At 58.8% G+C, this 14,506-nt stretch carries 17 protein-coding genes and 2 tRNA genes; 11 read left to right on the forward strand and 8 right to left on the reverse strand.

What is annotated here, in order from left to right; translation table 11 throughout:
• The first annotated feature begins 6 nt into the window (after window positions 1-6).
• Both ACR0NW_RS03360 and ACR0NW_RS03365 read left to right on the forward strand, forming a co-directional pair.
• Window positions 7-1,170, forward strand: a complete 1,164-nt coding sequence (locus tag ACR0NW_RS03360; protein ID WP_480448859.1) for an alpha-hydroxy acid oxidase — start codon at window positions 7-9, stop codon at window positions 1,168-1,170.
• A gap of 120 nt (window positions 1,171-1,290) precedes the next feature.
• Window positions 1,291-4,728, forward strand: coding sequence for a pyruvate carboxylase (locus tag ACR0NW_RS03365; protein ID WP_480448858.1), 3,438 nt, complete (start codon window positions 1,291-1,293; stop codon window positions 4,726-4,728).
• A gap of 80 nt (window positions 4,729-4,808) precedes the next feature.
• Here the strand turns inward: ACR0NW_RS03365 and ACR0NW_RS03370 are convergent, their stop codons facing one another.
• On the reverse strand, window positions 4,809-5,843 hold the full coding sequence (locus ACR0NW_RS03370; RefSeq protein WP_480448857.1) for a hypothetical protein: 1,035 nt from the start codon (window positions 5,841-5,843) through the stop codon (window positions 4,809-4,811).
• Window positions 5,844-6,118: 275 nt separating this feature from the next.
• Between ACR0NW_RS03370 and ACR0NW_RS03375 the strand changes: the two genes are divergently transcribed.
• The 3 genes from ACR0NW_RS03375 (at window position 6,119) to ACR0NW_RS03385 (ending at window position 7,254) form a co-directional block, all read left to right on the forward strand.
• Window positions 6,119-6,193: transfer RNA gene (locus ACR0NW_RS03375), tRNA-Gly, on the forward strand.
• 34 nt (window positions 6,194-6,227) lie between these two features.
• Window positions 6,228-6,302 (forward strand) — tRNA-Gly (locus ACR0NW_RS03380).
• A gap of 85 nt (window positions 6,303-6,387) precedes the next feature.
• Entirely contained in the window at window positions 6,388-7,254 is an 867-nt protein-coding gene (locus tag ACR0NW_RS03385; protein ID WP_480448856.1) for a GNAT family N-acetyltransferase, read from the forward strand.
• 3 nt (window positions 7,255-7,257) lie between these two features.
• On the opposite strand, the gene ACR0NW_RS03390 is transcribed toward ACR0NW_RS03385, so the two are convergent.
• The gene (locus ACR0NW_RS03390; RefSeq protein ID WP_170650781.1) at window positions 7,258-7,497 is read right to left on the reverse strand and encodes an Lrp/AsnC family transcriptional regulator; all 240 of its coding nucleotides are present in this window, start codon (window positions 7,495-7,497) and stop codon (window positions 7,258-7,260) included.
• Between the two features lie 163 nt (window positions 7,498-7,660).
• Here ACR0NW_RS03390 and hisB point away from each other — a divergent pair, with 163 nt between their 5' ends.
• Window positions 7,661-8,248 (forward strand): imidazoleglycerol-phosphate dehydratase HisB, encoded by a 588-nt coding sequence (gene hisB / locus ACR0NW_RS03395; protein WP_480448854.1) that lies wholly within the window; start codon window positions 7,661-7,663, stop codon window positions 8,246-8,248.
• Window positions 8,249-8,887, forward strand: coding sequence for an imidazole glycerol phosphate synthase subunit HisH (gene hisH, locus ACR0NW_RS03400; protein WP_480448853.1), 639 nt, complete (start codon window positions 8,249-8,251; stop codon window positions 8,885-8,887).
• Between the two features lie 21 nt (window positions 8,888-8,908).
• Here the strand turns inward: hisH and ACR0NW_RS03405 are convergent, their stop codons facing one another.
• Window positions 8,909-9,313, reverse strand: a complete 405-nt coding sequence (locus ACR0NW_RS03405; RefSeq protein ID WP_170650784.1) for a DUF2147 domain-containing protein — start codon at window positions 9,311-9,313, stop codon at window positions 8,909-8,911.
• Between the two features lie 133 nt (window positions 9,314-9,446).
• Between ACR0NW_RS03405 and hisA the strand changes: the two genes are divergently transcribed.
• Entirely contained in the window at window positions 9,447-10,175 is a 729-nt protein-coding gene (gene hisA / locus ACR0NW_RS03410; protein WP_170650785.1) for a 1-(5-phosphoribosyl)-5-[(5-phosphoribosylamino)methylideneamino]imidazole-4-carboxamide isomerase, read from the forward strand.
• Between the two features lie 25 nt (window positions 10,176-10,200).
• Here the strand turns inward: hisA and ACR0NW_RS03415 are convergent, their stop codons facing one another.
• Complete coding sequence (locus ACR0NW_RS03415; RefSeq protein ID WP_480448851.1) at window positions 10,201-10,575, reverse strand: hypothetical protein; 375 nt, start codon at window positions 10,573-10,575, stop codon at window positions 10,201-10,203.
• Between the two features lie 118 nt (window positions 10,576-10,693).
• Window positions 10,694-11,086 (reverse strand): DUF302 domain-containing protein, encoded by a 393-nt coding sequence (locus ACR0NW_RS03420; RefSeq protein WP_170651266.1) that lies wholly within the window; start codon window positions 11,084-11,086, stop codon window positions 10,694-10,696.
• A 171-nt stretch (window positions 11,087-11,257) separates the two neighbouring features.
• Here ACR0NW_RS03420 and hisF point away from each other — a divergent pair, with 171 nt between their 5' ends.
• From hisF to ACR0NW_RS03435, 3 genes are all read left to right on the forward strand, one after another.
• Complete coding sequence (hisF, locus tag ACR0NW_RS03425; protein WP_480448850.1) at window positions 11,258-12,019, forward strand: imidazole glycerol phosphate synthase subunit HisF; 762 nt, start codon at window positions 11,258-11,260, stop codon at window positions 12,017-12,019.
• The gene (locus tag ACR0NW_RS03430) at window positions 12,016-12,333 is read left to right on the forward strand and encodes a phosphoribosyl-ATP diphosphatase (RefSeq protein WP_480448849.1); all 318 of its coding nucleotides are present in this window, start codon (window positions 12,016-12,018) and stop codon (window positions 12,331-12,333) included. Before hisF ends, ACR0NW_RS03430 begins: the two co-directional genes overlap by 4 nt.
• 77 nt (window positions 12,334-12,410) lie before the next feature.
• Complete coding sequence (locus tag ACR0NW_RS03435; protein ID WP_170650789.1) at window positions 12,411-12,986, forward strand: hypothetical protein; 576 nt, start codon at window positions 12,411-12,413, stop codon at window positions 12,984-12,986.
• A gap of 11 nt (window positions 12,987-12,997) precedes the next feature.
• On the opposite strand, the gene ACR0NW_RS03440 is transcribed toward ACR0NW_RS03435, so the two are convergent.
• The 3 genes from ACR0NW_RS03440 to ACR0NW_RS03450 all read right to left on the reverse strand — a co-directional run bounded on the left by ACR0NW_RS03440 (window position 12,998) and on the right by ACR0NW_RS03450 (window position 14,503).
• Window positions 12,998-13,468 carry a CoA-binding protein gene (locus ACR0NW_RS03440; protein WP_480448848.1) on the reverse strand — a complete coding sequence of 157 codons (471 nt, stop codon included), beginning with the start codon at window positions 13,466-13,468 and terminating at the stop codon, window positions 12,998-13,000.
• A 200-nt stretch (window positions 13,469-13,668) separates the two neighbouring features.
• Window positions 13,669-14,118, reverse strand: coding sequence for a YHS domain-containing (seleno)protein (locus ACR0NW_RS03445; RefSeq protein WP_480791500.1), 450 nt, complete (start codon window positions 14,116-14,118; stop codon window positions 13,669-13,671).
• Between the two features lie 100 nt (window positions 14,119-14,218).
• Window positions 14,219-14,503: a hypothetical protein gene (locus tag ACR0NW_RS03450; protein ID WP_480449594.1), complete on the reverse strand. Its 285-nt coding sequence runs from the start codon at window positions 14,501-14,503 to the stop codon at window positions 14,219-14,221.
• Between the last annotated feature and the right edge of the window lie 3 nt (window positions 14,504-14,506).

The raw sequence follows: 14,506 nt of genomic DNA on the forward strand, positions 1-14,506 counted from the left end.
AATGGCATGGACCTTGGCAACAGATATCCGGGCATAGAAGACCTGAAAAGGCGCGCGCGTCGTCGGGTTCCACATTTCGTGTGGGAATATCTGGACAGCGGCACTGGCAGCGAAACGGCAAGGGCCAGAAACCGCGCCGCGCTGGACCGGATCGGCTTTGCACCTTCGATCCTGCATGGTGAGCTGGAGTTCAGCACTGCCACCCAGTTTCTGGGGCGAGATTTTGCGCTGCCGTTCGGAATCGCGCCGATTGGTATGTGCGGATTGATCTGGCCGGGTGCCGAAAAGATACTCGCCCGTCAGGCCGCAACGGCGGGAATTCCGTTTACCCTGTCGAAAGTTGCCAGCCAGAGCCCCGAGGATCTGTCGCACTGCCTGGGTCCTGATGCGTGGTTCCAACTGTATCCGCCAAGGGACCCCGACATTCGGATGGACGTTCTGAAGCGGGCGCGTGCGGCCGGCTTTTCGACCTTGGTGCTGACGGTGGACGTTCCCGTCGCATCGCGACGCGAGCGTCAAACACGGTCGGGCCTGACACATCCGCCAGAACTGACGCCGCGCCTGCTGTCGCAGATCGCATTGCGTCCGGCTTGGGCGTTTGGGATGGCACGGGCGGGGATGCCGCGGATGCGGACACTGGACAAATACATACAGAACCGGGGGAACCTGCCGCCGACGGCCCATATCGGTTATCTGCTGCGAACCTCTCCGGACATGGACTATGTTCACTGGCTGCGCGATCACTGGGACGGGCCATTCATCGTCAAAGGTGTGATGCGGCCCGAAGATGCCGAGCGGCTGGCCGCAACAGGCGTCGATGCGCTGTGGGTGTCGAATCACGGCGGGCGTCAGTTCGACGGTGCCCCCGCCAGTATCGAGGCACTTCCCGACATACGCGCCGCGACGAACCTGCCTGTGATATTTGACAGCGGCGTCGAGGGCGGGCTGGACGTTTTGCGCGCGCTTGCGCTGGGGGCTGACTTCGTAATGCTGGGGCGGGCGTTCCTGTATGGTCTGGCCGCATTGGGTGAGGCCGGGCCTGCCCATGTGGTCGACATACTGAAACAGGACATGATATCCAATATGGGACAGTTGGGCGCGACCACGCTGGCCGATTTGCCGCCTGCAATTGACCTCGGATATGCTGCATTGCAGCAACGCCAGACATAAATCTGTTACTGAACGGCGTTTGCGAGCGATAACATGCCGGTTCTACCCAGAACTACAGATGTACGTGCGCGTATTGTCCGCCTATTACCACGGCCAAGCTAGAAAAGACCGGGACCTGCCATGACCGACTTCAAGAAAATCCTGATCGCGAACCGCGGCGAGATCGCCATCCGAGTGATGCGCGCGGCGAACGAGATGGGTAAACAAACCGTTGCTGTCTTTGCCGAGGAGGACAAGCTGGGCCTCCATCGCTTCAAGGCGGATGAGGCGTATCGCATCGGCGAAGGGATGGGGCCGGTTGCCGCCTATCTGTCCATTGACGAGATTATCCGCGTTGCCAAGGAATGCGGCGCGGATGCGATCCACCCCGGTTACGGCCTGCTGTCCGAGAATCCGGACTTTGTGGATGCCTGCGTCAAGAACGGCATCACCTTCATCGGCCCCAAGGCGGAAACCATGCGTGCGCTTGGCGACAAGGCCAGCGCGCGGCGTGTTGCCATCGAGGCTGGCGTTCCGGTCATCCCCGCGACCGAGGTTCTGGGCGATGACATGGATGCGATCCGGGCCGAGGCGAAGGAAATCGGCTATCCGCTGATGCTCAAGGCGTCCTGGGGCGGCGGCGGACGCGGCATGCGTCCGATCGAATCCGAGGATGAGCTGGAAGAGAAAGTTCTGGAAGGCCGCCGCGAGGCCGAGGCTGCATTCGGCAACGGCGAAGGGTATCTGGAAAAGATGATCACCCGCGCCCGCCACGTCGAGGTGCAGATTCTGGGCGACAAGCATGGTGAGATCTATCACCTTTACGAACGCGACTGCTCGGTCCAGCGCCGCAACCAGAAGGTCGTCGAACGCGCCCCTGCCCCATACTTAAGCGAGGAACAGCGTGCCGAGATCTGTGAACTGGGCCGCAAGATCTGCACCCATGTGAACTATGAATGCGCCGGCACCGTCGAATTCCTGATGGATATGGAAACGGGCAAGTTCTACTTCATCGAGGTGAACCCCCGCGTGCAGGTGGAACATACCGTCACCGAAGAGGTCACCGGAATCGACATCGTTCAGGCACAAATCCTGATTGCCGAAGGCAAGACCTTGGCCGAGGCGACCGGTGCCGCCAGCCAGGCGGATGTACATCTGACCGGCCACGCGCTGCAGACCCGGATCACCACCGAGGACCCGCAGAACAACTTTATCCCCGACTATGGCCGCATCACCGCCTATCGCTCGGCCACCGGCATGGGCATCCGTCTGGATGGCGGCACCGCCTATGCGGGCGGGGTGATCACGCGCTATTACGACTCGCTGTTGACCAAGGTGACCGCCAAGGCGCCGACGCCTCAGGCCGCGATTGCCCGGATGGACCGGGCACTGCGCGAGTTCCGCATTCGTGGCGTCAGCACCAATATCGACTTTGTCATCAACCTGCTGAAGCACCCGACATTCCTGTCGAATGAATACACCACCAAGTTCATCGACACGACGCCGGACCTGTTCACCTTCAAGCGTCGCCGCGACCGGGGCACCAAGGTTCTGACCTATATCGCGGATATCACCGTGAACGGGCATCCCGAAACCAAGGATCGCCCGGAACCGCGCGCCGATCTGAAAGAGGCCAAAGCCCCCGCGCTGAAAGCCGAGCCGCAGATGGGCACCCGCAACCTGCTGGAACAGAAAGGCCCGCAGGCGGTTGCCGACTGGATGAAGGCGCAGCGTCAGTTGCTGATCACCGACACCACCATGCGTGACGGGCATCAGTCGCTGCTGGCGACCCGGATGCGCTCGATCGACATGATCAAGGTGGCGCCGACCTATGCGGCCAACCTGCCGCAGCTGTTCTCGGTCGAATGCTGGGGCGGTGCGACATTCGACGTGGCCTACCGTTTCCTGCAGGAATGCCCGTGGCAGCGTCTGCGCGACCTGCGCGAGGCGATGCCGAACCTGATGACCCAGATGCTGCTGCGTGGTGCAAACGGGGTTGGTTACACCAACTATCCCGACAACGTGGTGCAGGAGTTCGTGCGTCAGGCATCCAAGGGGATCGACGTGTTCCGCGTGTTCGACTCGCTGAACTGGGTCGAGAACATGCGCGTCGCCATGGACGCGGTGATCGAGAACGGGAAAGTCTGTGAAGGCACCGTATGCTATACCGGCGACATTCTGGACCCGGACCGTTCCAAGTATGACCTGAAATACTATGTCGGCATGGCGAAAGAGCTGCGCGACGCGGGTGCGCATATTCTGGGCCTGAAGGACATGGCGGGCCTGCTGAAACCGGCCTCGGCCAAAATCCTGATCCGCGCGCTGAAGGAAGAGGTCGGCCTGCCGATCCACTTCCACACGCACGACACTGCCGGTATCGCCAGCGCCACCATTCTGGCCGCATCCGAGGCAGGCGTGGACGCGGTGGATTGTGCGATGGACAGCTTCAGCGGCAACACCTCTCAGGCAACGCTGGGCACCGTGGTCGAGGCGCTGCGCCATACCGAGCGTGACACCGGGCTGGACATCAAGGCCATCCGCGAGATCAGCGATTACTTCGAGGCCGTTCGCGGCCAGTACGCAGCCTTTGAATCCAGCCTGCAGGCCCCTGCATCGGAAGTGTACCTGCACGAAATGCCGGGCGGCCAGTTCACCAACCTCAAGGCGCAGGCGCGTTCGCTGGGGCTGGAGGAGCGCTGGCACGAAGTGGCGCAGATGTATGCCGACGTGAACCAGATGTTCGGCGATATCGTGAAGGTGACACCGTCGTCCAAGGTGGTCGGTGACATGGCGCTGATGATGGTCAGCCAGAACATGACCCGCGAACAGGTCGAGGACCCGGCAACAGATGTGGCCTTCCCCGACTCGGTCGTCGACATGATGCGCGGCAATCTGGGCCAGCCACCGGGCGGGTTCCCGGACACGATCATCAGGAAGGTTCTCAAGGACGAGGCCCCGAACACCCAGCGCCCCGGCAAGGACGTGCCCGCGGTCGATCTGGAAGCCACCCGTGCCGACCTGTCGAAGCAGTTGGAAGGCAAGGATGTCGATGACGAGGACCTGAACGGTTATCTGATGTATCCCAAGGTGTTCCTGGATTACATGGGCCGTCACCGGACCTATGGCCCGGTCCGCACCCTGCCCACGCGCACCTTCTTCTACGGCATGGAGCCGGGCGAGGAGATCACCGCCGAGATCGATCCGGGCAAGACACTGGAAATCCGTTGTCAGGCCATCGGCGAGACCGATGAAAAGGGCGAGGTCAAAGTGTTCTTTGAACTCAACGGCCAGCCCCGCGTCATCCGGGTGCCGAATCGTCTGGTGACCTCATCCACGCAAGCCCGGCCTAAGGCCGAGGCCGGCAACGCCAACCACATCGGCGCACCGATGCCGGGGGTCGTGGCAACCGTCGCAGTGACCGCCGGGCAAGAGGTCAAGGAAGGCGACATGTTGCTGACCATCGAAGCGATGAAAATGGAAACCGGCATCCACGCCGAGCGTGACGCGGTGGTCAAGGCCGTCCACGTCCAGCCCGGCGGACAGATCGACGCGAAAGACCTGCTCGTCGAACTGGAATAATTTGGGCGGCGCAAGCCGCCTACAATCAACAAAATCGCAAAACGCCGCCGGCACTCAATCCGGCGGCGTTTTGTTTGGACTTATTCGGAAAGCATGTCGTTCAGCGCCGAAACTGCTTCATCGGAAAGCTCCTGATCACCGGTCAGATCTGCAAGCGCCTCTTCGCTGGTTTCTGATGCCGTATCTACCGCCTCCTGCGCTTCGGCCACTTCGGATTCGGCATCCTCCACCGACTTTTGTGCGTCACTGACCGCATCATTATAGTCGTCGACCGAGTCGAACTGGTCGGCAATTTCGTCATCTGTAAGCCCTTCGAGAGCGTCCAGTTCGCTTTGGGCTTCGGCGAGGCTGTCGAGGGATTCGGCAAGGTCGTCTTCGGCAATGCCAAGTTCCGCCAGCGAGTCACGATAATCGACCATGGAACCAACCCGGCTGTTGGGGGCTGCATTCGCAAATGCTTGCGCGCTGGCGTGCGCGGCATTCAGCCCTTTGAGTTCCGAGGCTATCTTGCCCTGAGACTTCGTCACTGTGTCAGATTTTACAGCAGCCTTCGATCTGGAAGTGCGATCTTTTGATTTGCCATTGAATAAACCAGAGATTTTGTCTCCCAGACGATCCGCACTGGCGGCCAGTCCGCGTTCGCTACTCTTCGATTTTCCTTTACCCAGTCCGAGCCCGGCAAATACGCCCTTGCTGTTGTTGGACTTACCAGAGCTTTTGCCTGAACCGAGTCCGGAAAACACTCCCTTACCGCCAGAGGATTTGCCGGTGCCTTTACCAAAACCGGCCTCCGCGCTTTTGCCCTTGCCGCCGCCGTTTCCGCCTTTTCCAGCACCGTTGCCGCCCTTGCCACTGGCACCATCACCGCCTTTGCCGTTGCCTCCACCGTTACCGTTACCGTTGCCACCGCCGTTACCGTTGCCACCTCCATTGCCGCCGCCGTTACCACCCCCATTGCCGCCGCCGTTACCACCTCCATTACCGCCGCCGTTGCCACCTCCATTGCCATCCTTGGCATAGGCAACGTCCGGCGCAACAAACCCGGCTGCAAAACCAAAAACACCCGCAAACATCAGCGAGGTCATCGCTATTCGAAGCATCGAACCCGTTTTCATAAAGCCTCCAATATCCATCAATTCCAGCCAAATTCTTCGCAATAGTAGCAATAAGAGTGGGGTTAAAAACACACTACCATTAACAACACTAATTATTATGGCAAAATTGTGCTTCTCTGCGGCTATTGGCTACCTGTTAAGCCCCACGCGAGGGGATCGAGAAATCGGCGCTTGCTCGCGCGTCACCCTCGGACATGGGAAATTTTTTTCGTTTCGTGCGTTTTTCCCCTTGCAGCTTTACGCCAGAATTTATACTTCACGCCTCACTCAACGGTGCGGGCGTAGCTCAGGGGTAGAGCATAACCTTGCCAAGGTTAGGGTCGGGCGTTCGAATCGCCTCGCCCGCTCCAATGAGAGACCGAAAGGTCGCTGAAAGTATCTGATGCGGGCGTAGCTCAGGGGTAGAGCATAACCTTGCCAAGGTTAGGGTCGGGCGTTCGAATCGCCTCGCCCGCTCCAGATACCAAACTCTCCGAACATGCTGGTTCTTTGTCGGGCGTTGCGCCATTGTGGCCTGAAACGCAATCGCTACGGAGATGCGCCCATGCCCGAGTATGAAATTCGCGCTTTGACGCCGGACGAACTTCAAACGGTCGTCGACTGGGCGGGGCACGAAGGATGGAATCCCGGGCTGCACGATGCTGCATGTTTTCACGGTTCTGATCCCGAAGGTTTCAAAGGCGGATTTCTGGATGGCCGGATGATCGCATCCGCTTCGGCCGTGAATTACGACGACGCCTATTCGTTTCTGGGCTTTTACATCGTCCGACCTGAATTTCGCGGGTCTGGTTACGGGCTTCAGGTGGCCGAGGCGGTCAAAGCCCATTGCCAGGATCGCAATATGGGTATGGATGGTGTTGTCGAGCAGCAGGACAACTATCGCAAATTCGGGTTCACCCTAGCCTATGACAATTATCGGTTTTCCGGAACGGCCCGCAGCATCCTGAAGGGGCTGAATCAGGCCGGGAATGGCAACATTACCCCGTTAAGCACCCTGACTGATGAGGTGCGGACCTATGACCGGCACCTGTTCCCCGCCCCCCGCGATACGTTCCTGCAGGGCTGGCTGGACGCGCCAACCCATATCTCTCGGGTATTTCAGGAAAATGGGCGGATCAGGGGCTATGCGACGCTGCGGCGATGCCTGAGCGGATATAAGGTTGGACCGTTGTTTGCGGACAATACGGATATTGCGCAGGCCCTTCTGGCCTCGCTTTTGGCGACGCTTCCAGCCGATCAACTGGACAGCGACGTGTTCATCGATATGCCGAACCCCAACGCCGGCGCAATGGAACTGGCCCATAACCTTGGCCTGACCAAGGTGTTCGAGACCGGGCGCATGTATTCCAGCCACGCGCCGGATATCGATCTGGATCGGATTTACGGAATCACGACGTTTGAACTGGGTTGAGACTCAGAACGCCTTGAAGGTCATAGTGGTCAGTGATCGTTCGATATTCGGGATCACCAGCAAATGTTCGTTGATGTAATGGCCCACATCCTCGGTCTCGGGGATGTAGAGCTTCAGCAGCAGATCATATTCACCACTGGTCGAATATAATTCCGAGTGGATTTCGCGCAGGGCGATTTCTTCGGCCACTTTGTAGGTCGTGCCGGGTTTGCAGCGAATCTGGATAAAAACGCAGGTGCTCATGCCATGGGCCTTGTTGTTTGATTTGCGGTCAGGCTGACATGACGGCAGGGCGCGTGCAATCCCCTGATTTCATCGCAACACATCGCCGCGTGCGGGCGGTGCGGGCTGGATATCTTTTGCGATCCGCGTCTATAAGCACGCCTGTAGCAAAAGGAATTCGCCCATGCGCAGCGCCACGATCAGCCGCCAGACCGCCGAGACCGAGATCACGGTCGAAATCAATCTCGACGGGACCGGTGCCTATAACAACCAGACGGGTGTCGGGTTCTTCGATCACATGCTGGATCAGCTGGCGCGCCACTCGCTGATCGACATGACGATCCGGGCCAAGGGCGATTATCACATTGATGACCACCACACGGTCGAAGACACCGGCATCGCGCTGGGTCAGGCCCTGACACAGGCCCTTGGCGACAAAAAAGGTATCCGCCGCTATGGCGAGTGTCACCTGCCCATGGATGACGCGCAGGTGCGGTGTGCGCTGGATTTGTCTGCCCGCCCATTCCTGATCTGGAACGTGGACCTGCCGACACAAAAGATTGGCACCTTCGACACCGAACTTGTGCGCGAGTTCTTTCAGGCGCTCAGCACCCATGGCGGCATCACGCTGCATATCGACCAGTTGCACGGCTTCAACAGCCACCACATCGCCGAGGCGGCCTTTAAGGCCGTTGCCCGCGCACTGCGTCTGGCGGTGGAAACCGACCCCCGCAAAGCGGATGCGATCCCATCGACCAAGGGCGCGCTATAGATGCTGACGGCCATCATCGACTACGAAAGCGGCAACCTGCACTCGGCCGAAAAGGCGTTTCAGCGCATGGCGCGCGAACTGAATGCAGGTGAGGTTGTGGTCACGTCGGACGCCGAGGTCGTTGCACGTGCGGACAGGCTGGTTCTGCCCGGCGACGGGGCTTTTCCCGCCTGTGCCGCCGAACTGCGTGGCCATAAAGGCATCCATGACGCAATGGTCGAGGCGGTCGAACAGAAGGGGCGTCCCTTTCTGGGCATCTGCGTCGGAATGCAGTTGATGGCTGCAAAGGGCCACGAATACAGCGAAACCGATGGATTGGGCTGGATCGCCGGAGACGTGGTGCGGATTGAACCGTCAGGCGATGGCCTGAAAGTGCCCCATATGGGCTGGAACGATCTGGTGATCGAGCACGTACACCCGATTTTTGACGGCGTAGAAAGCGGCGATCACACCTATTTCGTGCATTCCTACCATTTCCGCGTCAACGACCCGGCCCAGCGGCTGGCCCACGTAGATTATGGTGGGGATGTCACGGCCGTTGTCGGCCGCGACACGATGGTCGGGATGCAGTTCCACCCCGAGAAAAGTCAGGATGTGGGTCTGCGGATGATCGGAAATTTCCTGAACTGGAAACCGTGAAGCCGCAGGTCGGGCCGCGTGTTACTCGATTCGCGACCAGACCTGACCGCGACAGATCAGGCCACCAGCGACGCAGCCCTTGACGGTCAGTGAATTGCCGTCGAGGGACATTTTCGAGTTATAGGTCTTGTCCGAATCCGGTGCCCAGATCTTGCCATCCGCATAGGCACCATTCCCTTCGGGGATCATGTCCCAAATGATGTTCTTGCCAAGATGCTCATAGTCGAGCGATTCATTCCCTTCTGCATCGAAGGCGTTGTCGATCGTCCCGCAAATTGCGCTGCCGCAAGGCCCGATGGATACATGCAGATAGCCACCCGTGTCGCCCGGCTGGGTTTTCCACAGACCGTCAACCGGATCATCCGCCAGAGCCGCCGTGGCAAATACCGAACAGATCGCGGCGACTGCAAATGTCATCTTCTTCATGAAAACTCTCCCAATTTTGGCTCCAGTCTGACCGGAGGCGAAGAATCGAGCAAGCCTGACTTTGGGTCGCGTTGCATCCCCTGCCCCAGCCGTGCCATATCCCCCGCGAATATCAGCAAAAGGCCGCCAGACCATGATCCTTTATCCTGCTATCGACCTCAAAGACGGTCAGGCCGTGCGCCTGCTGCGCGGCGAGATGGACAAGGCCACCGTGTTCAACGAAGACCCGGCCGCTCAGGCCCGCGCCTTTGTCGAGGCCGGTTGCGAGTGGCTGCATCTGGTGGATCTGAACGGCGCCTTTGCCGGTGAGCCAGTCAATGCCGCACCGGTCGAAGCCATCCTGAAGGCTTGTGATGTACCTGCGCAGCTGGGCGGTGGCATTCGCGACATGGCGACGATTGAGACCTGGATCGAGAAAGGCCTCGCCCGCGTTATTCTGGGTACGGTCGCGGTGGAAAACCCCGATCTGGTGCGCGAAGCCGCCAAAGCCTTCCCTGGCAAGGTCGCTGTAGGCATTGATGCCCGGAACGGGCTGGTTGCCACCAAGGGTTGGGCCGAAGAGACCGACGTTCAGGTGACCGATCTGGCGCGCAGTTTCGAGGACGCGGGCGTTGCCGCCATCATCTACACCGACATCAATCGCGATGGCGCGATGCAGGGTCCGAATATCGAAGCAACTGCTGATCTGGCCCGCGCCGTGTCGATCCCGGTGATCGCGTCAGGCGGCGTGAGCTCTCTGGATGATCTGATTGCCCTGCGCGATTGCGGTGTCGCCCTGAACGGCGCGATTTCCGGCCGAGCGTTGTATGACGGGGCAATCGACCTGAAAGAGGCCTTGTCAGCTCTGAAAAGCCAAGCCTGATCTGAACTTCAACAAACAAGAACTGCTACTTCATTTTCCAAGGATTTTTCAAAGGCTTTCCGCCTTTGTAAGGTTGCAGTTCTTTGTTGCCGGTGCGCACCATTTGCCAGCAATCGCTGCCACTTCCCCAGTTCTCGCACCATTGATCGCCGTCAACAAACCATTCGGCCTCGTACTTGTCGCCTCCAAAGTTGCCAGCAATTTTCCCCTTTTTGCGACCTTTTCCATAGGCCTGAGCCCATTGGGTTTTACCATCGTTGTTTGAAATTCCGTAAAGTGTTGAACCCGGAATAGTCGCCAGCAGCTCTTTTTGCGTCATGAAATTCTGCGCCTGAGCAGCGCCCGCAACGGCCACAAAAAATGCGCCTGCAATCCATATTGTTTTCAATGAAGGTTTCATTGATAGCCCCTCTCAAAACATGATTGAAATGCCCGGAATTTAGCATAATCCGGGCAATCAAACAAATTGCGGAGGAGAAGATGTGCCAGCGGCCAATGCTTCTGGCACATTCGTTTGATTATTGCGCCGCCACCGAAGTCAGCTTGGCCAGCGCGCCGCGCATCTTTTCGATGACCGGTGATTTCTCGACCTCGTCAAACTCGTCCATGGTTTCCTTGGGATCCTCGTAGGCCAGCCAAACCTGACCGTTGGCGTCTTCATAGACCTGCACCTTGAGGGGAAGGAACAGACCAGCGCGCGGGTCAATCTGCATGGCGGGCGTACCCAGAGCCGGGTTGCCGAAGATCAGAACCTGGTTGGCAGGAATGGTCATGCCGACCTTTTCTGCACCTGCCGCATGGTCGACACGCGCAAAGACCGTTGCACCGGCGTTGCCTACCGCGGCCTCCAGCGCATCCATTGCCTCGGGCACAGATTTGGCCGTGTTTACCTTGATGATATCATCCGCCATTGCTTCGACGGTCCCTCCCAAAATGAACGCGGTTGTCAGAAATAGTTTGCGCATCGCAATATTCTCCTGATGAATTTGCCGATAGTTTTCACAGCTTTGACCGATGTGACAATCACAAGTCTGGCATCGGCAAGGCTTTGCCGTTAGGAGTGCCGCAACAAAGGATACCCCATGCTGAAAACCCGCATCATTCCCTGTCTGGATGTCGCTGACGGCCGAGTCGTCAAAGGTGTGAACTTTGTAGGCCTGCGCGACGCGGGCGATCCGGTGGAATCGGCCAAGGCTTATGACGCGGCAGGCGCGGATGAGATTTGTTTTCTCGACATCCATGCCACCCACGAAAATCGCGGCACGATGTTTGACGTGGTGCGCCGGACGGCCGAACAGTGTTTTGTTCCGCTGACCGTTGGCGGTGGCGTGCGGACGCGCGAGGATGTGCGCGCCCTGCTGCTGGCAGGCGCGGACAAGGTCAGCTTCAACTCGGCAGCGGTCGCCGATCCGGACGTGGTGGCGGAAACGGCCGGTCAGTTCGGCAGCCAGTGCATTGTGGTTGCCATCGACGCCAAGACCGTCAGCCCCGGCAAGTGGGAAATTTTTACCCATGGTGGGCGCAGGTCGACCGGCATAGACGCGGTCGAGTTTGCCAGAACCGTCGTCGCCAAAGGAGCTGGCGAAATCCTACTGACTTCGATGGACAGGGACGGCACCAAAGCCGGGTTCAACCTGCCACTGACTCGCGCCATTTCGGATGCGGTCGACGTGCCGGTCATTGCCTCGGGTGGGGTTGGAAATCTGGACCATCTTGTCGATGGCGTAACCAAAGGCGGCGCAAGCGCGGTGTTGGCCGCGTCGATCTTTCATTTTGGCGAATACACCATTCAGGAAGCCAAGGAACATATGGCCGCCGCCGGCATCCCCATGAGGCTGACATGAGCATCCTGCACGATCTTGCGGCAACTATCGAAGACCGCAAAGGGTCCGATCCCGACTCAAGCTGGACCGCCAAGCTGCTGGCCAAAGGCCCCGAGAAATGCGCCGAGAAGTTCGGCGAAGAGGCCGTGGAGGCCATAATCGAGGCGGTAAAGGGTGACACGGCCGGATTGACCTCTGAGGCGGCGGATGTGCTTTACCATCTGCTGGTCATGCTGGCCGCGCGCGACGTGCCACTGGATGCCGTGTTGCAAGAACTCGCTCAACGTCAAGGCATCAGCGGCATCGCGGAGAAGGCAGCCCGAAAGGGCGATTGAATCCCCCATGACAGGCCGTTAACCTTTATGGCCAACGGACACATTGATCCGGGGCGCGAACAATCGGGAATACTTGGATGATCGGTAAATTTGCTTTTGCTGTGATGGCGCTTGCGCTGGTGCTTGTCAGCGGCTGCACGGGAAAGCCAGAAGTTGATCAGCGCGACATCTACGGGCTTGCGCAAGAGTTGCAGCAACTGGGCCCCGAAGTGGACCCGAAAGAGGCCGAGCGCGCCGCTCGGATCGCCTATGACTATGCTCTGCAATTGCGCGAGGAGTATCAGGTCACCGATTCACCGCTTGTGCACAACGCCAAGGTCAATAACGGGTTCCGCGATCGTGGCCTGTGCTGGCATTGGGCGGAAGACATCGAAAGACGCCTCAATCAAGAGCAGTTCCGCACATTGCAGATGCACCGCGCCATTTCCGACCCCGAAAACCCGTTTCGGATCGACCACAGCACCGCAATCATCAGCAAGCGTGGCGATGACATGTATGATGGCGTCGTACTGGACGGGTGGCGGAACGGCGGAGCCCTGTATTGGGCGCCGACTCGAGAGGACACGCGGTATAACTGGGCGCCCCGCATAGAGGTTCTCAGAAACAAAGAGCAGAAACTGCTAAAACAGCGGGCATCCCTGACAACGGGCTGACCCAGTTACGGTCAGAGTTTCGATGAGATGATGCCGGTGGCGAATCCACCCATGCGCAGCTCTCCGAACAGGCGCTGATATTCGATCTTGGGGCAGCGGTTCATCACCACGTCAACGCCCCGCGCCTGCGCCTTGGCGCCTGCATCCGCGTGCTCGACTCCGATCTGCATCCAGATCGTGCGCAGGGCCGGAAACCCTTCAAGCGCCTCGTCCACGATGGGCGGAACCGCTTCTGAGCGGCGGAAAATATCGACCATATCCACCGGCTCGGTGATTTCGGACAACGTGGCCCGCACTGTTTCCCCAAACAGCTGTTTCCCCGCATGGCCGGGGTTGACCGGTATGACCCGAAATCCCTTAAGCCCAAGGTATCGTGCCACGTAGTAACTGGGACGCACCGGGTTCATGGAAACGCCAACAACAGCGACCACTTTGGTGCGCTGCAATACGGTCTTGAGAAAGGTATCGGAATAGTCGGACATGTCGGCACCCTACCCGCCCGAAGGGCAAGAAAAAAGCGCCCAGGAATATCCTGGGCGCCAGTTATGGAACGAGGGACAGTGAAATGACCCGCGGCAGTTCCGTTCCGCGGTCACTGTGACATTTAGGCATAAGTTTCGAAAAAAGAAGAGGGGTCGAGTAAAAATGTGATGACAAATCACAATTGGCGGAAATCAGCCGGTTATTTATTAAGAACGCGCGGCCAGTTTCCTTCGGCCGAGCGGATATTTCCTTCGACATCCCGGCTCCACAGCCTTTCGATCTGCTGCGAGTGAACCAGATACAGCCTGTCATCCACTATCTGCCAGGCATTCGGATCCGTACTGGTCAGATACCCGCGCGCAACGGCATAGGCACAATACCCACCGAACTGCGGCGCAAAGGCCCTTGGGTTTGCCTCGAACACTTCGCGGTTTTGCTGTGACGCAAAATGCCAGGTCGCCCCCTTCCACATCACGGCAATTTCCGGCGCGCCGCGAACGGGTGTGCCGGCCTGAAAGTAGGATACCGTATCGTATCCATGAATCGCCGCACCGCCATCTGTGAAATACATCGGCGACTCGGCTCGGGCAACGTGGGGAACAAGGGTGGCCGTCATACCGGCCAGCAGGGAACGTCTTGAGATCATCATATTACGGGTACAGTTACTTGGAGACCCGTAAAATGCAGCTTTTTGGAAGATTTATAAACCCCGTTGACAGGGAAGTGATTGGACCGTGTGCACTGGCCGTTTAGTCGAAGATATCCTCGATCGTGTCCCATGCCTCGTCCACGAAACGAGAGAACATGCTTTTGCGCGGCTTCTTCTTTTTCTGCTTCGGCTTGGCATAGCCCCGACCGGCAGAGACGCTGTGCTCTGCTTTCTTGGCGGTTTTGGATTTCGGCAGCATTTTCAGATTGTGCAGCGGAGCGCCACAGCTGGAACAACTCAGCTCGTGCCGCTCGCGGCCACGCAGTACCAGCGCCGCGCGGCTGCCGCAATAACAGCAGGTTACGATCTTGGATGGGCCTGAAATGGT

This window comes from Ruegeria sp. CF5, from assembly GCF_056537325.1.